Origin of the sequence: Chitinophaga sp. 22308 (genome assembly GCF_052045305.1) — a bacterium.
Taxonomy (GTDB): Bacteria; Bacteroidota; Bacteroidia; order Chitinophagales; family Chitinophagaceae; genus Chitinophaga; species Chitinophaga varians_A.
The window spans coordinates 765,926-789,065 of sequence record NZ_JBQEOP010000001.1; the positions used below are offsets into that span (position 1 = coordinate 765,926).

Annotated in this window: 14 protein-coding genes and 1 tRNA gene; 7 read left to right on the forward strand and 8 right to left on the reverse strand. The window is 45.4% G+C overall.

All coding sequences use genetic code 11. The annotated features are described in order from the left end of the window. Window positions 1-228: 228 nt before the first annotated feature. Entirely contained in the window at window positions 229-1,344 is a 1,116-nt protein-coding gene (locus tag ACTJJS_RS03080; protein WP_440662364.1) for a type I restriction endonuclease, read from the reverse strand. A 394-nt stretch (window positions 1,345-1,738) separates the two neighbouring features. Here ACTJJS_RS03080 and ACTJJS_RS03085 point away from each other — a divergent pair, with 394 nt between their 5' ends. Together ACTJJS_RS03085 and ACTJJS_RS03090 are read left to right on the forward strand one after the other, a co-directional pair. Continuing rightward, window positions 1,739-2,485 (forward strand): helix-turn-helix domain-containing protein, encoded by a 747-nt coding sequence (locus tag ACTJJS_RS03085; RefSeq protein WP_440662365.1) that lies wholly within the window; start codon window positions 1,739-1,741, stop codon window positions 2,483-2,485. A gap of 307 nt (window positions 2,486-2,792) precedes the next feature. Beyond that, window positions 2,793-4,193 (forward strand): hypothetical protein, encoded by a 1,401-nt coding sequence (locus tag ACTJJS_RS03090; RefSeq protein ID WP_440662366.1) that lies wholly within the window; start codon window positions 2,793-2,795, stop codon window positions 4,191-4,193. Between the two features lie 11 nt (window positions 4,194-4,204). On the opposite strand, the gene ACTJJS_RS03095 is transcribed toward ACTJJS_RS03090, so the two are convergent. Both ACTJJS_RS03095 and ACTJJS_RS03100 read right to left on the reverse strand, forming a co-directional pair. After that, window positions 4,205-5,044 (reverse strand): universal stress protein, encoded by an 840-nt coding sequence (locus ACTJJS_RS03095; RefSeq protein WP_440662368.1) that lies wholly within the window; start codon window positions 5,042-5,044, stop codon window positions 4,205-4,207. A 50-nt stretch (window positions 5,045-5,094) separates the two neighbouring features. Further along, a complete protein-coding gene (locus ACTJJS_RS03100; RefSeq protein WP_343745024.1) occupies window positions 5,095-5,859 on the reverse strand; it encodes a TIGR00730 family Rossman fold protein in 765 nt (254 codons plus the stop codon). A 136-nt stretch (window positions 5,860-5,995) separates the two neighbouring features. Between ACTJJS_RS03100 and ACTJJS_RS03105 the strand changes: the two genes are divergently transcribed. Together ACTJJS_RS03105 and ACTJJS_RS03110 are read left to right on the forward strand one after the other, a co-directional pair. Beyond that, window positions 5,996-6,400 (forward strand): hypothetical protein, encoded by a 405-nt coding sequence (locus ACTJJS_RS03105; protein WP_168869320.1) that lies wholly within the window; start codon window positions 5,996-5,998, stop codon window positions 6,398-6,400. A 74-nt stretch (window positions 6,401-6,474) separates the two neighbouring features. Beyond that, window positions 6,475-7,902: a L,D-transpeptidase family protein gene (locus ACTJJS_RS03110; protein WP_440662370.1), complete on the forward strand. Its 1,428-nt coding sequence runs from the start codon at window positions 6,475-6,477 to the stop codon at window positions 7,900-7,902. 7 nt (window positions 7,903-7,909) lie between these two features. Here ACTJJS_RS03110 and ACTJJS_RS03115 read toward each other — a convergent pair whose 3' ends face one another. Beyond that, window positions 7,910-8,779, reverse strand: a complete 870-nt coding sequence (locus ACTJJS_RS03115; protein WP_440662371.1) for an ATP cone domain-containing protein — start codon at window positions 8,777-8,779, stop codon at window positions 7,910-7,912. 258 nt (window positions 8,780-9,037) lie between these two features. Here ACTJJS_RS03115 and ACTJJS_RS03120 point away from each other — a divergent pair, with 258 nt between their 5' ends. Continuing rightward, a complete protein-coding gene (locus ACTJJS_RS03120) occupies window positions 9,038-9,799 on the forward strand; it encodes an SDR family oxidoreductase (protein ID WP_440662372.1) in 762 nt (253 codons plus the stop codon). A gap of 260 nt (window positions 9,800-10,059) precedes the next feature. Here ACTJJS_RS03120 and ACTJJS_RS03125 read toward each other — a convergent pair whose 3' ends face one another. The 4 genes from ACTJJS_RS03125 to ACTJJS_RS03140 all read right to left on the reverse strand — a co-directional run bounded on the left by ACTJJS_RS03125 (window position 10,060) and on the right by ACTJJS_RS03140 (window position 21,156). Further along, complete coding sequence (locus ACTJJS_RS03125) at window positions 10,060-10,368, reverse strand: hypothetical protein (RefSeq protein WP_440662373.1); 309 nt, start codon at window positions 10,366-10,368, stop codon at window positions 10,060-10,062. Window positions 10,369-10,380: 12 nt separating this feature from the next. Continuing rightward, entirely contained in the window at window positions 10,381-15,966 is a 5,586-nt protein-coding gene (locus ACTJJS_RS03130; RefSeq protein WP_440662374.1) for an RHS repeat-associated core domain-containing protein, read from the reverse strand. Window positions 15,967-15,996: 30 nt separating this feature from the next. Next, window positions 15,997-20,214: a DUF5977 domain-containing protein gene (locus tag ACTJJS_RS03135; RefSeq protein WP_440662375.1), complete on the reverse strand. Its 4,218-nt coding sequence runs from the start codon at window positions 20,212-20,214 to the stop codon at window positions 15,997-15,999. An 858-nt stretch (window positions 20,215-21,072) separates the two neighbouring features. Continuing rightward, window positions 21,073-21,156 (reverse strand) — tRNA-Leu (locus ACTJJS_RS03140). 125 nt (window positions 21,157-21,281) lie between these two features. On the opposite strand from ACTJJS_RS03140, the gene ACTJJS_RS03145 reads away from it, so the two are divergent. Continuing rightward, window positions 21,282-21,836 carry a TetR/AcrR family transcriptional regulator gene (locus tag ACTJJS_RS03145; RefSeq protein WP_440662376.1) on the forward strand — a complete coding sequence of 185 codons (555 nt, stop codon included), beginning with the start codon at window positions 21,282-21,284 and terminating at the stop codon, window positions 21,834-21,836. A gap of 11 nt (window positions 21,837-21,847) precedes the next feature. Further along, window positions 21,848-23,089 carry a beta-ketoacyl-ACP synthase II gene (fabF, locus tag ACTJJS_RS03150; protein WP_440662377.1) on the forward strand — a complete coding sequence of 414 codons (1,242 nt, stop codon included), beginning with the start codon at window positions 21,848-21,850 and terminating at the stop codon, window positions 23,087-23,089. The last annotated feature ends 51 nt before the right edge of the window (window positions 23,090-23,140 follow it).

Sequence of the window (23,140 nt, forward strand, 5' to 3'; positions counted from 1 at the left end):
CATTAAAAAGAGTGAAACACACGCGATAGGAATAGGCGTACACAGTTATTAAACTTTTTAAATCAACTTTATTTGCCGAGCGAAGACCAAACGCCTGCACGAATTGAAGAAGCCTTAAATGCGCAGTAAAAGAAGTGCCTTGTCTTTAAAGATCGCTGAGGAGGCGTGTGATAACTGAAAGAAAGATGAAGAAAAGAGCCTGGATTATACCAGGCCCTGTTCGTAATTTTAATTTCTGCTTTGTTCTATTTCTGGATCTGTGGAGACCTTCTTGTTGTCATAAGTTCGTACCATATCCAGCAAGGTACTGGAGTGGGCATATAAATCATCAAGACTAAGAATTTCTACTTTGGATTCTTTTTTGTTACTGTCAAACAAGCCAACCTGCTTCTTTGCGCCATTAAAATATAGGCGACAGATCGTTTTCCGGTTATTGTCATCCAGAAGAATAGAAAAATAAGACTGAGCATACCTGTAAACAATCCTGTGTACAGGTATGATCTGTCTCAAAATAGATTTTACTATTAAAAATCCGTCTATTTCTTCCTGAGTTGTGAATATTTTCGGTTCATCCTCCGGGAGGGGACTGTCATCTTCAACAGTTGTCGTCTCCAGCTTTTGGTTTTCAGCCTCCTTGGTCAGTGCTGATTTGAGCCGGTCAGTGATAATATCATTGATGTACTGGGTGAAGGATTTTTTAGTAAGCTCTGTAAATTGATCCACGATCTTTTGTGTAACGACGCCTGGATAGATTTGCCTTGCGAAATACTTTACAAAATCGGGCGATGGATTATTCAGCTCCTGGGAAATGAGTACTTTTAACTCATTGGTGTATTTCAATTCACTGGCAGTATTTACAATTTTGGTGAAATCAAAGTTCGTTTTGTGAAACTTCTTTAACTCCTCAATCTGAGTGTCCTTCATTTCAGCGATGTCAAAAACAAAGAAGGGTTTCTCATCCATTCTGTTGGGTTCAACAAGATCGGTGTAAAATCTATATTCTATCCCATTAGTTAAAATTGAGAATTTGGCTTTGGTTGCATGAAAGTATCTAAAGAGCTGCGATGCGTTGTGTACATTGAGTGGCCCTGTATGGCATTTGCATTCTATCAGAATAATCGGAGCGCCGTCCTTTATGATAGCATAATCAATTTTTTCTCCCTGCTTTATTCCTATGTCCGCAACAAATTCAGGGATGACTTCAAGTGGATTAAAAACATCATAGCCTAGTTCTTTGATAAATGGCATGATAAAAGCATTTTTGGTCGCTTCCTCAGTAAGTACCTGGGACTTTAGCTTGGTCACTCTGTCCCCCAGCTGTTTAATTGCATCTTTAAAATCCATAGTTATAGTTTTTAAGATTTGATTTTGGGCTTGTTAAGTAGAGTTGGTTGATACCGGACGTTATTTTGAAAATTTAATTAACGACGGAAATTCACTTGATGGCAGGCTATGAACAGGACGCAGGGTATCTGCTACAGTTAGGCTAATTCTCTCACGGTGTTTTACTAGATAATTTTGAGGTGAATAGGATATTGATGATTGCTGCTAAAAGGGAAAAATACTGATCTTTTGCAGTTTAAAATAACGAATAATTACGCAATCAGCAAAAGAAAGTGGCTTTGTCAGGCCCGAGGATTCCCTCGTACGCCATAAAATGAATGAATATGGAACAGTTGCCGGCCAAAGCCGCCCAAAGCAATAAAACCGTAATTTTAGGTATATATCATCACGCAGCATGGAAATGAGAAGTATACCGCCCGATAAAAGCCTCGCCGATTTTGTTGAAAGCTTCTGGATGGTCCGGAATGACGCAGCAGCGGCGAAAGAGATTATTGTCCTGCCGGACGGCCGGTTCGATATCATTTTTTCTGCCGTGGTCAATAAGGATTTTCATGCTACGCTTCGCGGTTTGGACACCCAGCCGGCGCACGGTACCGTTCCCGGCAATGTTGTCATGTTTGCGGTCAGTTTTAAATTGCTCGCCATCGAGTACCTGCTCGATATTAAAATGGCGGCTGTATTAAACGAAGGACAGCGGCTGCCGGATGGGTTTTGGAACATCGGGCCGCATGACCTGGAAGACTTTGACATGTTCTGCAAAAAAATCTCCGCTATAATGCTGGGCCTTGTCAAACCCGGTATTGATAATCGTAAAAAAGAATTGTTTGACCTGATTTACGCCTCCAATGGTTCGCTGCCGGTGCAGGAGCTGGCTGACCGTGTGGCCTGGAGCCGCCGGCAGATCAACCGGTATTTCAACGAGCAGTTCGGTATTTCTCTGAAAACTTACTGTAATATTTTCCGCTTTAAAGCTTCCCTGCAACAGATCAAAGAGGGGAGGCTCTTTCCTGAATTGGATTTTGCAGACCAGACACATTTTATCAAGGAAGTCAAAAAGTTTTCAGGAGTGTCCCCCAAAGAACTGGCTAAAAACACGAACGGCCGGTTTATATTATTGTCTGGCCTGTCGGAGCATTCATAGCATAATATCGAAAATAATTTTTTCAATTGCATATTTTTGTATACCTTAAATCGTCAATCAGATAAATAGAAAGGACTGCTATCTATATTAAGACCCGATATCGAGATCTCGTTATTACTATATTCATATCCTCAAAATAATCGATTAACCATTTGCCCATCAGATATCCTCCTGGCTATCTTTTCTTTCTCACCCTCAATTAATAATCATGAAAAAGTATGTTTTTCTTATAGTATTGTTTGCAGGAGCTGCGAGCATATTGTTGATGCGAAGAAAGCCGGCTGCAGCAGGGGAATCGCTTGAAAACATGAGCCAGACATTTCCTATCACCATTTCTTCCGCTGTTCCTCATGATGTTTCCGGTCAGGCTACCCCACAAAACCTCTGCACTTTTGCCTGGGATGAATTTTTTGCGCTGAATTGGAAGTCCGACTATGAACAATCAGGTTCGAGAGGAACGCCGGATGCAGGCTGGAAGTATGAAACAGACAAGAGCCCTTATCCGTCGCTGTTCGTATGGGAGACCTATAAACACCGGACGGAGTTGAGGCCGGCCACTAATGTCATGAGCAAATTCGATACAGTACCGTACTATACTTACTATAATTGGAGCCAACCGGTCACAGGTACAGATACCACCGTTTTCAACAACCTGGATGAAAACAATGAAATAGGTTCCTGTGTCGTATTTGGACAGTCTGTTACAAATGATAAGCAATATCAGGTGCTGTACCAGGCAAAGGTGAACCGGGATGAATATAATTATATCAAGACAAATTTCGGCACCAAGGAAAAACTTTATCAGGGCAATATCAATAATCAAGACAGTATCAGCGCGGATTCCGCCTATTTTAAGGGCTCCACCTCCACCTGCGAAAGCGATACCTTCTCCGCGAAGGGAAAAGGGATAGGCAGGGTTATTTGCCTGCCCTGTGGCAACAATCAACGGCCCACCGAAGGCGCCATTGAAGTAAAGACGGCCTGGAGAAGACTGAAATCCAATGAAGACAGTACCAGGTACGTGATGCGTACCGTGCTTACCTACGAGAGCGTCAACGGTGTACTCAGGGCTGTTAATAAACGTTATGCGCTGATCGGTATTCATATCATCCATAAAACCACCACCTTCCCGAATTTTGTGTTTGCTACCTTTGAACAGGTCGACGTACAAAACAGTTTGGCCGGCAGAGGGCATATCACTGACATGGGTTATATAAGGCTTGACAGAGACGGAAATCCGACAGGCCCTTTCGTGAAGAATTACCCGCGCTATCACCCTATACCACAGGTGGTACAAAACTCCACTACCGCGGCGCATGGTTTAATACTGCAGAGAAACCCAAAATCAATATGGCAGTATTACAGGCTGGTAGGCGTACAAGCCGCCACTACCAATGATTCTACCAGCTTTAGCTACTTCCTGGCCAATTATGTGATAGAATCGGATGATACGCTGGCCAAATTCAGAGGCAGTTCGATAAGAAACCCTCAGGACAATAAAGTGAATGTCGTTTATGGAGGCAAAGGTTATGTGATGGGCGGATGCCAGGGTTGTCACGGCGCGTCTCAGGTAAATTTAGGGACTGACTGCTCTTTCCTGCTGGATACCGTAGGCAAACCGGTGCTCCATCCGGATACAGGCTTTACCAGCTCTAAGTTGCAGCGGTACCTAAACGCATTTCAGCGTGTCCGTGAAGGGCAAAAGTAGGCAGCGTAATGTTATTTGCAGTGAGCGATAAATAATGGAGATTGTAATTCCTGCATCAAGGTGTCCGCCATGCTTGGAAAAAACCATCTTGACAAACGGTTTCTTTGATAGGCGCCCAGAACAATAATAGTACTGGCGCCTATCCCATGCAGATAAGCCGGAATCACTTCCCATGGAATACCCTGCAATACCTGGTAGGTTGCCTGGGGATAATGCCTTTTCATGAATTCCTTCATTAACTTTCCATCCGGGAGATGCAGCGAAGATTTCGGGCTTTTTACCGAAACCACTTCGGCCGGCAGATGCTTCAGACTGGAAAGCGTATAGTCAAACATCTTGATGGCATGCACAGAGGAGGGCGAGCCGTCATACAATAACACTGACTTGCTTATTCCGGTAAATTCAGATGGGACCAATAACACAGGGCATACTGCTTCTGCAAGCAATTGACTCAGAAAATGGGACGGTTTTTCCTCTTTAGCCCTGTTAAACGCCTCCCTGGATTCTATGATCAACAAATCAGCATAAATGCTTTCATGCAGCACGGCCTCTATTGCAGTGTCATTATCTTTATGCAGTGAGTGGTTGAGGCCTGACTGTTGACATGCCAGCTCAAACTGTTGTATGCTTTTCTGCCTGGTACGCCTGTCCTTTTCTGCAAAGTCTTTTATCCGTTGGTCCGAAACGCCCGATTCATCTACCAGGTCTTCAAAAGCATAACTTCTGTAACTGATATCTGTCGGAAAAACGCCAACCAAATGGGCCATTTCCTGCCTGGCAATGGATATGGCGTATTCAACGGTACTGCTGGAATAATTCAGGCCATCTAAAACGGCAATTATCTTTTTCATGACTATTAATTTAGAAAGATGATAAAAAGCACGGGGAATATTGAAAGGTGTCATTCTCTTAAAAGCACCATCCGGCGGAATTCCTGCGTCCGTTTTGCATGATACTGCGCTACGGCATACTTTTGAAGGTGTTGCATTGCTTCATCAATGGAATCCGTTACCAGTATATACTGCAGATCATTGGGAGATATCATGTGACTGTTGATCATTTTGTGGAACATGGGCATCAACGGCTCCCAATAGCTGCGGTTCATGAGTACCAGGGGAAAGTTCAGGATTTTATGCGTTTGAACTAAAACAAGCGCCTCGAAAAACTCGTCCAGCGTGCCGATCCCTCCAGGAAGGATCACAAAGCCATAGGAATATTTAAACATAAGCACTTTACGCACAAAGAAATATTTGCAGTTAAAGTGGTGGTCAAGGTATTTGTTGGCGGCTTGCTCCCTGGGTAAACTGATATTGCACCCTACCGATTTGCCCCCGGCTTCTTTTGCGCCTCTGTTAGCAGCCTCCATAATTCCGGGCCCGCCACCTGTCATTACTGTAAATCCCAGTTTTGAAATGCCGGCTCCTGTTTTCCGCCCCAGTTCGTAATACTCGGAACCCGGATTTGCCCTCGCAGACCCAAATACCGCGATACAAGGCCCCGCAAAATGAAGTACCCGGAATCCACGAATGAATTCGAACAGTATCTTCAGGCAAAAGAAGAACTCCTTGCTCCTGGACCGGGGGCCCTCCAGGAAATATTTTTCTTCGTGCCCCGGTAGCTCCTGTGGGACTGCAGGTGGTTGCCCGTTTATTTTAGCTGTTGACATATAATGAATATTGTAAAATTAATTTACCATGATTTTCCTTCGGGCATCATGACCAATGTCATGGAACAGCGTGATTGTCCTCATTTTCCCGCACTCAAAACGAGGCTATAATTGTATTGAAATAAAACTCGTTTTTATGCAGATGTATATTAGCGAAGAAGCTATGGTAGCGGATATGCAGGATAAGTTCCAAACCCTGTATCCATTCCTGAAGCTGGAGTTTTTCAGCAAACCACATCCTGAAGGCGGATATTCTCCTGAAGAAGAGAAAATACCACCGGAAACACGCGTTGAGGAAATGGGAATGCGACGCAGCTTTGGCTGGATTGATATCAGCTATTACCGGACTGCTGCCGAGGTGGAACACGATTTCAGCCACATTTTCGGCCTGAATGCCCAAATATTCCGCAAGGCGGGAACATTATGGCTGGAAACCACCAAAACAGATAACTGGACCCTGGAAGAGTTGAATAATGCAGGCAGATCGGCAAAGAGCCATACGTTCCAGTTACCGGACGCGCCAGATAACGACACCGAATGAAAGCCTGCCTTTTTATACTGTTACTTTTCCCGGGTCTGTCTTTAAATGCCCAGCTCCCCCGGCAAACCGGACGGATGGAAGATGCTGGTGTGCGCGTTTTTTACCAGAAAACCGGTGGAAAACCCGTTTGGCTCACTACCGGAGGAAGACAGAATTTTGACCTGTTTGCAGCATACCTGAGGGAAGCCGCCCGCCTGGGGTTAAATATAGATGACTACGGTCCGGCGTTGATAAAAGCTTTGGCCGATAGTAGCTATCAGATACCAACAGCAGTAGATTCACTGCATATTGATTCCGTTATAACCGCAACGGTCGTACGTTTTTTTAGCGACGTAGCATATGGCCATCTGGTAAAACTTCCTGTTAAGTATAATGGGCTGCCCGCTTTACAGAACACGGGAATAGACATTGCCGCCAAACTGGCTGACAATCTTTTAAGCGGACAGTTTTCATATTTCCTGCCGTCTGTAGAGCCATCGGATACAGCATACATGGCGGTGAAGAACTGTATAGCCGTCTTGTATCCCATTGTTATGGATACTGCTTTCAAAGAAGTACCGGTTACATCACTAAAGGCGGATAGCTCCAATGCGCCGTTATTATTGAGGTTAAGGCAGATTGGAATAAGTGACACGCTTCCCGGCGCCGGCAAGGTATCCTTATCTGCGAGGATAAGGCAGGCCCAACGCCTGTATAACATGTTGGACGATGGTGTTTTGAGGGAACCATTCCTAAAGGCGTTAAACGTTCCGTTGACATACCGGTTGCTCGAATTAAATAGCGCATTAAACCAGCTCCGCTGGCTGCATCAGTACAAGAAAGAGGCTCCTGCGGTATTAGTGAATATTCCATCAACGGGTCTGGTGTTTTACCAGGATGGAAAGCCGGTATTGTATTCCCGGGTGATAACAGGGAAAAAGAGCACACCGACGCCCACGCTTGGAAGTAACATTACCGAAGTGGTGCTGTTTCCTTACTGGACAGTACCCAACAGGATCGCAGTCCGGGAATTGTTGCCCCACATAAAAAAAGACCGGCAATACCTGGTTGATAACCAATTTGAAATATTAGATAAGAAAGGACATATTGTTCCCCCTTCCACCATTGACTGGAACAGTCTTGGCGGCAACAATTTCCCGTATGTTATCCGGCAGAATACTGGCTGTGACAATTCTCTGGGTATTGTGAAGTTAAATTTCTATAGTCCTTTCGGTGTGTATCTTCATGATACACCGGGTAAAGCGCTGTTTATGCTGCAGCAGCGGTTTTTCAGCCATGGGTGCGTGAGAGTGGAAGAGGCTGTGCAACTGGCCCACCTTCTATTGGATAGAGAAGCTGCTGCGATGATAGCCCTGGAGGCAAAAGGCAGTCAACCGGACCAGAGACCTGTAATATTCAGGGTTCCTGTCACAACTTATGTGCTTATACTGTACAATACAGCCTGGACGGATGCTACCGGCCAGGTTAGATTTTATGAAGATGTCTACAGGGAAAATAACTGATCGGTAATCACACCCATTCCATTTTCACTATGTGTTCACATAAATGCTGAGCTTCCGTCAGTACTGTAAAATACCTGGAGCCGGTTATTCCAATGCCGGACAGATAATCCGGCTTTTCTGTCAGGCTACGGCACAGCACAATTCCTTTTTCCAGCAGCATGTATTTTTCATGACGACTTAACGTGGAAAGACAAGTAATAGGATAAAGCCCGGTTTTGTCGACCACGTCTTTCAGCCCCCGGTCGGCGGGGTAGTCCCATGATAACATATTCAAGCCCATACATGCTGCGTACTGGGTTGCATCCGGCGTTATCCTCGTATTGGTTATCAGCCATCCCTGATATTCCTGTTGCTGGCTGTCGTTCGTTTCTTTCATATACCATTCAATATCTTTGAAGCGGGATTGTATATATAAGGGGATTTTTACATCGCAGTGCGTACCCTGCAGTTGATGGTATTTGCATTCAATTACATAGGATTTTTTATCCTTGACGGCATAGATATCTACTTCATGTGTAACGCAATGGCCTGTCATTACCCGGTTCGTGATGGCGGAATATCCGGCTTGTCTGAACAGCTCAGCTATATATTGTTCAAATGGAAATCCCGAGGGACCTAATTCGAAGATGGCCCGTTTAAGCCTGTAACGGCCGGCCACCTGCCTGGACGACTTCTTTAAAATATCATACGCGGTCTTGTATATCGTACGGGTTGATATATTGGGGTACAGGCGTTTGTATAATTCGTTGATTATATACTCTATAGTTTCATTTGAAGCCCCTGATCGCTTCAGGGACTGTCTTATCTTCTCAACGGAGAACGGGACGATGGTCCCATCGGATTTTGTCACCAGTATAGATGGTTGTTTCGTTGCCATATCAAAAGTCTTTCTCCGGCTAATTTATGCCTGTATAGCGTGGCATTATGTGATATTCATTATCATTTTTATTGATTGTGGTCATGTATTCATTCATGTGTTAACAAAAACACGACATAAATCAGACTGGCGATTGACAATCATCATTTCCTGCTGCATACGGTTCGTCTAACTTTAACAAACATAACGAAGCAGGTAACGGACCGGAAATTTTCCTGATGATACTATAGAATTTTTTCACCGGAATAAAATAAAAATATGAATACGATATTCAATAATAAAGTAGCCATTGTTACGGGTGGAAGCTTTGGTATTGGCCGCGCCACGGCAATTGCATTTGCGCGGCAGGGCGCGTCGGTAGTGATCGCAGATTGTGTGGAAGACCTTAACCGGGAGACATTGCAACAAATAGAAGCTGACGGAGGTAAAGCAACGTTTATAAAATGTGATGTCAGTAAAGCGTCCGACATTGAAGCGATGGTTGATAAAACCATCAGTATGTACGGCCGGCTGGATTTTGCCTTCAACAATGCAGGGATTGAAGGTGTGGCAGCTACCACGCAACAGTGTACTCAGGAGAACTGGGAAAGAACGTTGGCTGTAAATCTTACCGGTGTCTGGCTGTGTATGAAACACGAGCTCTCCCATATGTTGCAGCAGGGTAGTGGCGCTATTGTCAATTGCGCATCTGTGGCCGGTTTGGTTGGGTTTCCTTCGCTCCCGGCATATGTTGCCAGCAAGCATGGTGTGATAGGACTTACCAAAACCGCCGCGCTGGAATACGCCAAATGGGGTATCCGGGTAAATGCCGTTTGTCCGGGTGTTATAAAAACACCCATGATAGACCGCTTTACGGGGAATAATAAGCAGGCAGAACAACAATTTGTGGACATGGAACCTGTAGGGCGCATGGGAGAGCCGGCAGAAGTGGCGGCAGCAGTGATATGGCTTTGTTCGGATGCAGCCTCTTTTGTCACTGGTGCAGCCCTCCCGGTTGACGGTGGATGGATCTCTCAATAAGTATGGACAGTCTGATGGCGGCTAATGGTAACTGTTTGTCATGTATTGGTAAGCATTGCCTGTGCGTAAGCCAGACCTTTGTATAAAAAGCGAATGGAGACTTTTTTCCTACTGACTAAATAAAAAAGGGCTTGAGGAGAGGATTGAGCAGTATATTTTGTTGGATGAGTTGTTTTGAGATGCCCACCATAGGAATATATCTATCAATACAAACAGGCCGTCTTTTCAGAAGCGGCCTGTTTGTATTGATAGATTAATAGTTATTGTCCCCACCGCTCTTTCACCACCTTACATTCTGTTTTTGATATCCAGACATCCACAGTCCCTCCGTATGCAGGTTTCGCAGGATACTTCCGGATAATAAAAAAAGAATCTGTTTCGGTCACATCTACTATAAAGGGATTGCCTTTTTCGTTGTATCGCGTAAACAAAGCGATGCTCTGTTTTTTGAGCGAGTCCATCTGGCATCCTTTTGCGGTATAGTTAAATCTACGTGCATGTTTTGCCTGCTGGGCGGTAGCACAGGCAGTTAACATAGCTATCAGCAGGATACAAATGTTTTTTTGCATGGTGTTGTTTTTTTAATAAACCGGGAAGGTATTATACGGATATGGGTTAAATACTCTATTCGGCATCAGATTCTGTGATACATTGGAAAGGTCATTGAGCGGGTTAAAGTCTGCAGGCATCAGATCATGATAAAAAACATTAGACCGGCTAATGACCAGCGAGTTTAATCCATCCATCCTATCTACCTGAATATCTCCCTGATATAAAGTTTTACCCATAGAATAGCTCGTCACCGGATGCGTACCACTATGCTCATGTACCCAGCTATGGCCATTGTTAGGATGTGTATGGAAAGAGAACTTCGCATCGGCATGTCTGGCTTCTTCATAACCTGTCATGGTGGACTTACCTCCTTTGGACCAGGTTACTGTACCGTCGGCGTTTACAAACCCTCCATACTCCTTGCCTCTGGCAAAAGACCGCTGTACTAATTTACTGATAATAGCAAACTGTTTTCTGGTTAGTTTGGCACCGGGATCAGTTAGTTTGCTATAAGCTTTATAATTGATAGAAGTAGACAGTTGATATACACCCCAGGATGTTGCAGCACCTATCAGACCTGCTTTTAAAATACTTCCGAAATCACCGCCACCCAAGGCATTGCCGATGGTACCACTGGCAAAACCGGAGACCAGCGCGCCGCCACCACCACCAATATAAGAGCCTGCCGCGCCTCCTATCGCGCCAGTGAGCATTCCCGTACCCACTGCGCCCCATATATTCTCGCTACCAGATAAGGCACTGAAGCCCAATCCTGATAAGCCTCCGCCTACTGCGCCACCTATAGCAGAGGCAAACAGGCCCGCATGGGCAATAGTACCTGTGGCATTCGTGAGTACGGCGCCCGCAGCCGAGCCTATGGCTGATCCTGCGCCGGCAGAGGCGCCTCCGATAACAGCACCTGCGCCGATGTATCCAAACCACTCCCAGAAACCCTTCGCTCCTTTTGCTTTTGCAACACTATATCCCGAAAAAGCACCGAAAGCTGCACCGATGGCAACAACAAACCAAACGAAACGGCCATCAGGATCTACAAACATAGCCGGGTTGTTTCCCATGCCCTGATAACCGTTGGCAAACTGACGGCCCGGGTCTATGCTGATAAAACGCCCCAGTTGCGGATCATAATATCTGTAATCAAAATAGTACATATTAAGCCCCATTTCCGCATCCAGTTCCTTAGCCTGATAAAGGTTGTTATTGGCTGTACGCATAGGGGCAGAGCTACTTTGGGAAGCAATAGACAATCCATAAGGGTATAAGGTATTCTCCTGGATCAATGGTCCGCTCCTATGTACTACTGTAAGATCATCAAACCATACATCTGTCACACTCTCATTGCTGGCATATACATAGAGGAATCCGTTTTTAGGTGCGGTGATCTGACCAACATATTCCTGCATCACGTCTGCGCCCTTATTTATACGCAATACCTGTCCACTGACCATCTTAAAATCTTCATCAAAAAGTAGATAATTGAGGTACGCCTTTGGAGCGGTCCCCTGTGTATTATTCTGCTGCTGCGTGGTTTGAATAAAAGTACTAAAATCAGTTTTATTGATTATGGTATTGTTGCCCTGTACAAGATTGCCATGGCCCCCATCCACTGCTGTGCCCTGGCTGCCCAGCATAGCATTGAGCAAGGCACTGACCATATCATTGACAGGAGTTCCTGTATTAGATGGGCTCATGGTTTTATAGAATGCTCTTGTACCAATATCAATTGTATCACCGGCCATCACTTTTAACACCAGAGAAGGACCGATACGCTTATTGACATCACTTCCGTTTAGTTTGCTCCAGAACCTGTTGGTATTGGCATTATAAAACGGGTAGGTGACAGGTATTGTTTCTTTCGTTCCGTCCCTGTTGCTGAAAATAGCGTTTTCCACTGCATCGCGGGCTGGTTCCATCGACGCATTATAAACAGCAGTATCCTTCTGATCTGTGATAACCGTGCGGATATTACCAATCTGGTCCGACAGGAAATAGTCATTGCAGAAATTGGTCTGGTTAGTGGTTGACGATGTAACCATCCGAATTCTTCCCGCACTATGGCCGAAATGCAGCAGGATACTATCATTCTTATACACTATATTTCCGATATAGGTATAGGTTATCTGTGCATTTCCTTCTTTCACGATCTTTTGCCATCTGTAGCCGGAGGCATCATATACGTATTTGATCGTTTTATTGGCATCACCCCCAAACGTAAGCACATCCGGCTTTTCAATGACATTATTCCAGGCCATTGTTATACCTTTATTGGCATCACTGATGAGATTGCCGTCTTTGTTATAATTATACTGGTCCGTAGTGGTATTGCCGTTTTTGAAATCTGACTGTTTGTTGTCCCCGGCGGCATCCGTCACTTTCGATAACACATAGGAATCAGGCTGGTAGGTATAGGTAAGGTCATCTACTGCTTTTGTATTACCCAGCAGGGTAGCATAACTACGCATGGACATGATGTTACCGCCTTCATCGTATCTCAGATTATCCACAGTGTAATTTTTCTCCTGTTGTGACCATTCTCCGCTACTACCACCTGTATTTCTGATAAAATGGGCTTTTTTAAGTCTGTTGGCAATATCATAGTCATAACCATATCCCATGGCTTCATCCGGAGAACCGGCCCTTCTCCAGATAACACCAGACGCATTTCCACCCAGCTGACTACGCCGGAACCCTTCATTAAACGCGATTCTGGTACCAAAAAAATGCGGGCCTGTTTTATTATCAGCATAATCAGCATTGATCCCTGTCAACCACCCTTTAATGTTATAGGTGTAGTTAAGTGTTTCAATACCATTACCCAGTACTTTCCGGGTAATCTGTCCAAGATCGTTGTAATAGTATTCTTCCAGCCTTTTTTCGGGTTGGTTATTTACTGCCAGCCATTTCTCTTTCAGTTTACCATCATCATAGTATACATTGCGCAACCGTGTTTCCAGCGTCTTTTGCGGTTTTCCCCAGGGGTTATTATTTACCTTATGTGTACTGATAACCTGACTGGTGAAGTCGAACTGAACACTTTCAACATCTGTGCCTCCCAAAATATTATCAACATGTGCCTGAATAATCCTGCCTCTGTCGTCGTAATAGGTAACTGAAGTCAGCCATTCCGGCCCCGAAACACCGGAAGGATATAATACCTTAATACGGGACCCTGTTATCAGTCCGTCGGTACGCTGTGATTTCACCGGCTTGGGCAATCCTGATCCGCTGTTTGCCTTATCAATATAGGTTGTATTAAAAGCCCTCTCGCTGGCACCCGGGAAATCATAATTATCATAGTAATTTATGTTCAGTGGTGTGCAGGATGAGCAGCTGCTCAAGCCCAGATAGTCTTCATCCACTTCAGTCCGGGATACGATCTGCTGGTCCTGTAATGCAGGATCAGTCTGAATCAGTATTTCAGTATTATCCGGAGTAGAGAATCCATCCTCCAGTGCTACTGAGTTTTTAGCGATATAGCTGGAGGCTCCATCATAGCGGCTAACTATCAGATCAACCGGAGCTGGCTTACTGATGGTGATTGTGCTACCATTCCGAATGGCAGCCTGGTCTATCTGATCCTGCAATTGCTGACGGGTTGCAGCAGAAGCATACAAACCGGATACCACTACACGGCCTCGTTTGTCATATACACGGTAGTTCCATTTCCCGGTGAGCCGCTGGCCCGGTGTCTGCGTTAAAACCGGCCGGTTCTTTTTGTCATAAACCATCCATATATCATCTATGCCTGCATCTTTCCTGACGATGTTCCTGCCCTTATCATCAAACTGATAAGCCGTACAGAGGTTACGCTTGATATCTGTATTAAGGGGCCAGGCAGTAGCAGCGGGGATACTACTGTAATTGGCTTGTATCCAGCTTACGGCTTTTGGAGGAATAGTATATCTTGTCTGACCAAAATCATCGTAAACATTATAGCTGCAAAGCCATATCTGACTATTTTCGTCATACTGCGCCTTGCTCATGATTACCTTTCCCTGACGATCGAGATAAGACATGGATAATCTGCCGTCGATGTCCAGGGATTCATTGACAGTTATTTCCGTTGTATCATACAGTCGTTGTGCTCCTGCTGCCAGTGCCGGGGTGGTGTCATTTATCATCACCCATCTCCATACTTGTTCTCCCGGCAACATGGCCCTGACATAACCGGAAGTTCCTGCATTGGAACCCATCCAGCTATTGCCCGCTGTGGCATCCTGCAGATTATTGCCCTGCGCATCGTTGACACGTTTGTTATAAAAAAAGTTCTCAGTGGGGAACATTTTTTTATAAAAATTCCACTGGCCGGTGCCGGCATTGGTTTTTAAAGCCCCGGAGGAAGTACTGTCTATATAAGGCAGAAACACTTCCCTGCTACGTCCAAGATCATCATAAGCGATGGGATATACCAGATCTTTTTTGAGGGCATCCGTTTTTACGGACACCTGCTGCAATGGCCTTCCAATTCCATCATACCACACTTTTTGAATGGCGGCGTCTTTGGGAGCGAGCGCACTAATATCAGCATCTGTATTGACACCGGGTTTTAAGAGGCTTACCTCGGTAATGATGTTGCTGTTGTAAGAGGTGATGGCGTTGGGACCAAGATCATTCAGACGGCTTTCCGATTGCGTATAGGTGGCAGCATTTGAAGCGGGTGTGTTGGCCGACTGTCCGTCACCCACTGCCACCGTTGCTACCTGCGTATACGCGTTGGTGGTAGAAGATCCATAAGTGGAGGTTACCTTTCTGCGATAATATCTGGTTGCGGTAATTACCGGAGGGGAATAATGCAGCTGCGTAGCTCCTGCAATAGTGGTCCATGTATTTCTATCCGCAGATTCCTCCCATTGATATACAAACCGCCCTTCATCACCACTCGCCGGCTCTCCCTTAATAGTGCGCGGACGGGTATTAGGTGATATGAGCTGATAACCATAAATTTCTCCTGGTTGAAGAGGGCGCCGTACCACCACTTCTACTTCCCGGCTAAATACACTGGCATCATAAGAAGTGACCATTACACGATACTTCATATTTTTAGTCAGCGCGGCAGGTGTATGGGAAATGGCGGTGGCCCCGCTAATATTTTCCCATTCAAATTCACTGTTAAGCCTTTGCCACTGATAGGTGAAAACACCATTGCCACCAGAGGGTGTTGTCTGGGTTAATGTTGCCGGTATTGTGTTGTACTTTACATACTGCAAAGCTGGTGTGATCTGCTGTAAGATGATAGGAGTAACGATAGTAACGCTAAGATTAGCGCTATATCCATTTTCAGTAGACACTTGTACATTCCCGGTACCACTTCCGGTCCAGGTAACTTCTATGTTTGTACATTTTTCGCAAATTCTGGCCGGCTGCCCTACAGGCCTGCAGCCATCATTGACGATCTGGTAATTGCCTCCTGTTACAGACCAGCAATAATCCGGATTAGGATTATTGGGATCATATGCATGAAGTACAGCTGAATACATCACCTTTTCTCCAACTTTCACAGTTGTCGGGCCGTATATCTCAAGATTATTCTGCCCCAGGCTTACACCTGTTAACAACAGGAGAGGAAGACAAATCAATAAAAATAATTTCCTGTTCATATTAGTGTTTTTAAACAACCTGTAGAATTGTTATTTAATGATATACCTGGCATTAGGCACAATGGAATAAAAGTATTCGGTACGAGTATAGTCATCACTCACCACTTCCATATTCCCTTCGTACTTTCTGTATTGCCGGTATTCTTCTTCCAGCATTGCCGGGATAACAAAGGATGCCCCATTACAGGAATAGGTTTGCGTATTGTTGGAGGTATTGTTGTAGTATGAACCATCCATGTACTCCTGTGTGTCTATCTGTGTCTTGATGTCCACATTGTAGTTTGTCACACTGTAAGGAACAGTACAGGCTGCATCGCTGTAAAAGTTGACAATGAGGTTTTGGGTTTTGGTTGTCAGACGAGACCATTTGTCCACAGTACTTGCGCTGGTATGGTTGCTGGAGGTGAATTTGATATATAATACTGCCGGCATACAGGCCCCTTCATTATTGGCTTTGGTTTGGCCATTGTCAGCAATCTCCTTCAAGGCTTTCGCATTTGCATCTGCCAGGGAAATATTGGAAGAATATTTCTTTGCAGGTACCGTATATACAACATTCGAACCGATGCCTCCGCCTGTACACTGTTTGGCATAAGTACCGGATTGTATTTCATTATACCAGGTGCAGATACCATTGGTATTTGCGTATTGCTGTCCGTTCAGACGCATATCTTCCTGAGCCTGGTCATTTGCATCATCCAGGGATATATAGGAAGTGTATTTGCCGCCGGGTATATTGTAGGAGACGGATGTTCCTTCCCCCAGATAACAACTCCTGGTAAAAGTATTGGTAAGTGGTGCATTTTTGAACAGTGGTTGTATAGCTGTATATTCATTCCATTTGATGATATTCCGGTCCTGGTCCCTTACTGCCTTTATTCTGTAAAGTTTATCATACTCATTCCAGGTGATCTTATTATTGGCATCACAACCTGTAATCGTTTGCCCCGTATTTGGGTCATAACAAGTTGTTAGCATAGTGGAATAGTCAGGGTGCAAACGTAGTTCGTCAATACGGGCAGTTCCGCTGATGGTAATGGCGGCACCACCGCTTATCAGATACCGGTATAATGTCCAGCCGGTAGCAGTATTCAGCTCCGACCACTTCAATGTTCCTCCGCTCACAGCCGTAGCCCCATCCCGGGCCCAAAAGGAAAGTGTGTAATTTTTTCCGGCCGGTAATGCCGTCCTGGTAATATTTCCCCGACTCAGCTGATAACTGTTTTTACCGGTTGCGGCCTGTACACCTGCATCCGGTGTTCCGGTATAAGCCCAGTTACCCTTGGTAGATGATTCGAAGCTAGTATAGGCAATCTCGGATATGGCTGCATTGGTAACTTTAGCTAATACCGCCTGCGTGATATCATCGTAAATAACGGATGATACCGCACCGTTCTGCAGATTACGCAACTGTGAAATGTTCCACTTGCTGTCATATACCTCATAAACATTCGTTTCCCTGATAGCCGGGATCCTTGCCAGGCTGGCAGGATTAAATGCAGGCACTTCCGCAAAATCCAATGGCCTCGTACTATAGAGACTGTAGGATTTTAAAGGTCTGATCACACTACCTCCCAAAACCTGGAAGTCTGTTGCCTCATAGCTAAACAATTTCCTCCCGCCATTTCCCTCCAACCATACTTCTGTAGCGATAGGTACTTTAATACCAGCCGTCTTCATCGCCTCTATCCCCCCTGCCAACGTATAGTCGTAAGGGTAATATAAAGACTTTACCATTTTTAGCCCTGCAGACCTGTCATAGTCAGTCGACACTTTTCGCAGCGTCAGATTACTGTTATCATATTCATAAATAGTCTGACCACTGTAGGAACTGCCATTTTCGTAATAGGAGGTTTGGGTAGTAGAGGATAACTGCGTCAAACCCCACATGGGATAATAGTCTTTATATACATAGTTATTTGACCTGACATTATTCTGAATAATCTCCCTGTCTACCCCCACCTTTATTGACCGGAAATCTGAACCAGTGTAGTTACTTCTGCTAACACTATAGTAATTCACCGTTTTACTGATCATTCGTCCATCAGGTCCATAGGCAGTGGTTACCTGAGGCAGTCCCAGCGCCCAGTCAGCTTTATCTTTTGGCACATAGGGAAATTGTGAAACATCGGTATAGTTCTGATAAAACCAGGGTATTGTTTCTCCGTCCATTAAATCCTTAAAAGAACTAAACTCGTACACGGTGCGACCAGTGTTTCGTTCCGGTGTACCGTTAATTACCTCCACCCGGGCATATCCTGAAGGACTCCCCTGCGTATAGGTTAGACCGTTAATAGGTTCACTCATACGGACATCCGCCGGATAGAACTTATCGGCAGTAACACCTGTCCGATAATAATAAACAGGAGTTTCTATATTGTAACCGGAACTTTTGCCCGCTTCATTGGTATAACGGTATTCTGTAACGACATCATTGGCGTGCGAAATACCGTCATAGATGATTTGTCTCTTTATACGTAAACCTCCGGTGGCCTTTTTGTCATCTTTAACAACATCGTTGGTCCAGCTAAAACGGAAATTCAGTCTATCCATATCTTCCATCGCAAAACCGCTGTAGGAAAGCTGAATTATATAATTTCCGTTATAAGGAAGGTCCAATGACAGGAAACGGTCACCAGCGGCCAGATTCGGTGCAAAGTTTGTTTGTTCAAACAATGTTCTGGTTCGGTCTTCTGTCGTGATCTTTATTTTGACAACGCCTCTTGACAAATTTCTGAAATAATCCCTGTCGGCATCATTGTCAAATTTCCAGGTTATACCAACCTGGTTGGAGAATAGTTTAAAAACGTTGATCCAAACCTCATTATCTCCATAATAGGGCATCGAACGCTGATCTTTGTCAATTGTAAAATTATCATTGTTCTCATATTCCAGGAAAGTGTATCCTCCGCTGGGATGAATGATTTTACGAAGGCTTCCTGCTTTCATAAAATAGAAATCCGGATTTCTGTCAGCACCGGTCATATCTCTGAAAGGAGGCACCAACGTAGTATTGCTCTTTCCGTTGTAAAAGCCCCAGAAGTCAATTGACCGGGAATCTCTCGGTGGCAACAGGATGTCTTTTTCATAATCATATATCGTGGGTGGATTCTCTCCTCCACGGGTATACTCCGTGATTTGTTTCAGTACAAGTCGTTTTTCCTTTTCACTCCCGGTACAGGGCGGCCGATAAGAAACAAAACCTGCCGGTGTACTATACTGATAATCCAGGCGGACCCCTCTGATTAATCCTGTATCTCTGACTTCAACATAACGGAGCGCTTGGTCACTGCCGAAATCACAACGTCCTTTGGTATCATAAATAAATTTCACATAGTTATTGTTAGGGAGATCTATTCTGGAGATTCGTTTTGATTGCAGCAGGATATCCGTATATTTTGTACTGTTCTGTAAGATACGATTGCTGGCCAATGGATCGGTAACGATGATTTCAGGATTCCTGGAAGTATAGAATTTGATCTGCGAATCATAAGTAAATTGAATGGAATCGGCTCTAAACGGCGCGATAACACGGGAGAGCATCCATGCAGATACGTAATATTTGTTGATATGAGGTGCAGTATCCCCATAACCGGAAATCTGACTGAGTTCTCTTTCCGAAAAAACATACGTGGTTCCATCTTCCGTGGTGATCGTAAAAGACGAAATAGTGCTGGCAGGCGCATCTGCCATCACAGCCTTGTTAACCTTTACCTTAATTTTCGAGTCGGGTGCCAGTAATATGCTACCATTCTTTCCAAGATAAAATTTTCCTACATGTCCATCAAAGGAATACTGGAAAACATCCAGCTGTGCATCAATTTTATCATGATAAAAAGAATCCAGCAGATTGCCGGGAGAAGTGGCAGGTGCAGGTGCATACATAAACCCCTTATCTGGATAATCGTCCGGAATGCCATTAACGGTACGCGCAATCATACCGCCAGAGTTTAATGTCCAGCCAAGACCTGTACTGGTGGGCATTTCCTCTACTTTAATGCCTCCTGCGAAATAATGAAGGGAAATGGAAAGGTTAAGGGAGCCCCTACTAAAATCGAATACAGGATAAGTAATTTGTGGTATTCCAGTATAAAAGTTAACCGGCACTTCGCTGATTCTGGCCATAGCAGAAACATCTGCAGAAGGAGCCACTGTACCGGCAACCCTGGGCAACTGAGTGGGGGTATATTGACCAAGGGCATAGGAGGTCAACAACACTAACCACGGTAACAATAAATAAGACCGCATAACAATGATTATTTACATAGGTATCCTCAGCTACAGCTTTTCTAAAAAATTTAAATTACTCCCACTGTCATTTAAATGGGGCTTTGGGCGGATAGGCTGAAGAATGGATATTTTATAGGTTAATGTATACTTCGCTTTCAGGATAAATCAAATCAACTCAGTCTTAAAAATAGGAATTTTATTTTAATAGTTCGGTAGTTTTTAGAACAGGAATTTAGGTGCGAAAATCTATGGATAATCTGAAAATTATAAGAAGATATTCAGAGGAGAAGAAAAAGAGTGAAAAGGCTATGATTTGGTGTGAAGTAATCTCAAACCGCCTTGAATAAAGCGCTAAGCTTTATCAACACAAGTATGGACCAAGTAGTTGGAATGACTAACCCACAGAAGAAATTTCTCGCCTGGCTTGTTGAAAAAATGGGTGATATTTCCAGTGCGTCATAATTTTTTGAACCTGTTCTGTTATAGTGATGGAGCGTATTGCGAGAAAGCATTCGTCATCAGTTTAGCTGGAAAATAAATTTCCCGGGATTGTTTGATAGGGCGTTGGGTAGCCTGAAGCAAAAGGACTGCACAGCAGCTTTTGATCCGGGCTATATTCCTAAAAAAGGCAAAAAGACTTTTGGTAAGGGACGGTTTTGGAGCAGTAAAGACAGCCGTGCCATGGCCGGCCTTGAATTGGCCGCCTGGTGCTGATAGATGTTAAAGATGCCACTGCTTAGCATATAGAGGCGGTGCAGACACCGGCGGATAAACAGGAGGACCGTACGGAACATTGCTGTTTTGGTGCAGGGAAGACGGAAATGACTAAAAACAAAGAAGGTTGTAAATCATCGATTTACAACCTTCTTTGTTATGTGCCCAGAACTGGATTCGAACCAGCACACCCTTGCAGGCGCTGCGACCTGAACACAGTGCGTCTACCAATTTCGCCATCTGGGCAACTGATATTGTGATCAGGGGTTGCAAAAGTAAGCATTGTTTTTAATTCACCAAATTTTTTTTAAAATATTTGCTTACTTACCAGTAAGTAAGTATTTTTGCGGGCGTTTTAATGCATGGTTGATATGACGCTCATGAAAGATAAAATAGTGTCGCTGGCGGATAAGCTGATCCGCGTTAAAGGCTTCAATGCCTTTAGCTATAAAGATATTGCCGACCCGCTAGCAGTAAAAAACGCGGCGGTGCATTATCACTTCCCGTCAAAGGCCGACCTGGGCATCGCCGTGGTGGCGGGAGAGATGCAACGTTTCCAGCACAACACACAATTGTGGCAGCACCTGCCAGAAGATGAACAGCTCGCCCATCTGTTCGATGTGTTCCGCAGGCATTGTCATGCAGGCAACGTATGTCTCATGGGATCGCTGGCACCGGACTACGAAACACTGACACCTCCCATGCAGGAAAAAGTAAACGAAATGGCGGAAGCCATCGTGGAATGGGTAACGGCCGTGCTGGAAAACGGACGCAAACATAAACGCTTCCACTTTAAAGGCGCAGCAGGCGACAGGGCCCTGCTGGTCATCTCCAATCTTCAATCTTCCCTGCTGCTGGCAAGGGTCATGGGCGCTCACACGTTCGACAGGATCAGCCGGCAACTGCTGGAAGACTTACGTTCATAAAATCACATACTATGAAAAGAGTTGTTATTACCGGTATGGGTGCGATCACTCCTTTGGGAAACAACGTGGCCACTTTCTGGAACAACCTCGTGGCCGGCACCAGCGGTGCTGCCACCATCACCCGCTTCGATGCCTCCCGCTTCCGGACAAAATTCGCCTGTGAGCTGAAAGGATACGATCCCGCAACGGCGCTCGACAAAGCGGAAATTCGCAAGACCGACCCCTTCACGCAATATGCCCTCTCCGCCGCAGCGGAAGCCATTAGTGACGCAGGGCTCAACTTCTCCGCCATGGACCCGTTTGATACCGGCGTGATCTGGGGCTCCGGCCAGGGCGGCATGCAGACGTTCGAAGAACAGGTAACGGAATATGTGACCGGCGATTACAACCCGCGCTTCAGTCCCTACTTTGTGCCACGGCTCATCACCAATATGGCCTCGGGCATGATCTCCATCAAGTACGGCCTCATGGGCATCAACTATACCACGGTGTCGGCCTGCGCCACTTCTAATACGGCCATTATGGACGCGCTCAACTATATCCGGCTGGGCAAGGCCAAAGTGATGATCACCGGCGGCTCTGAAGCGCCTGTTACCCCGGCTTCCGTCGGTGGTTTCTGTGCCATGAAAGCGATGTCTGTCAGGAACGACGACCCCGTGGCGGCTTCCCGTCCTTTTGATACGGAGCGCGACGGCTTCGTCATGGGCGAAGGCGCGGCCGCCCTGGTACTGGAAGAATACGAACACGCCAAAGCCCGTGGCGCCCATATCTACGCTGAAGTGGCCGGCGCAGCCATGACGGCAGACGCATATCACATGACCGCCACGCACCCGGAAGGCCTGGGCGCATTCCAGGCCATGAAAAGCGCTTTAGAGGAAGCGGAACTGAATCCCGGACAAGTAGACTATCTCAATGCGCATGCTACGTCCACACCGGTAGGCGATCTCAGCGAAATAGCAGCTATTACACGGCTGTTCGGCACCACGCCTGGCCAGCTGCACATCAGTGCTACCAAGTCCATGACAGGGCACCTGCTGGGCGCTGCAGGCGCTATTGAAGCTGTCGCCTGCATCAAAAGCATCACGGACGGCGTAATACCGCCTACCATCAATACCACCACGCTGGACCCGGCCATCCCCGCCGGATTACAGATCGTGCTGAAAACAGCAGTGGAGAAAGAGGTGAAAGTAGCTGTCAGCAATACTTTTGGCTTCGGCGGCCACAATGGTATCGTAGTATTCAGAAAAATATAGACAAAACTGTATCTTGTGTGTTGGTCATTTCCGAATCTATCAACCTGAAAT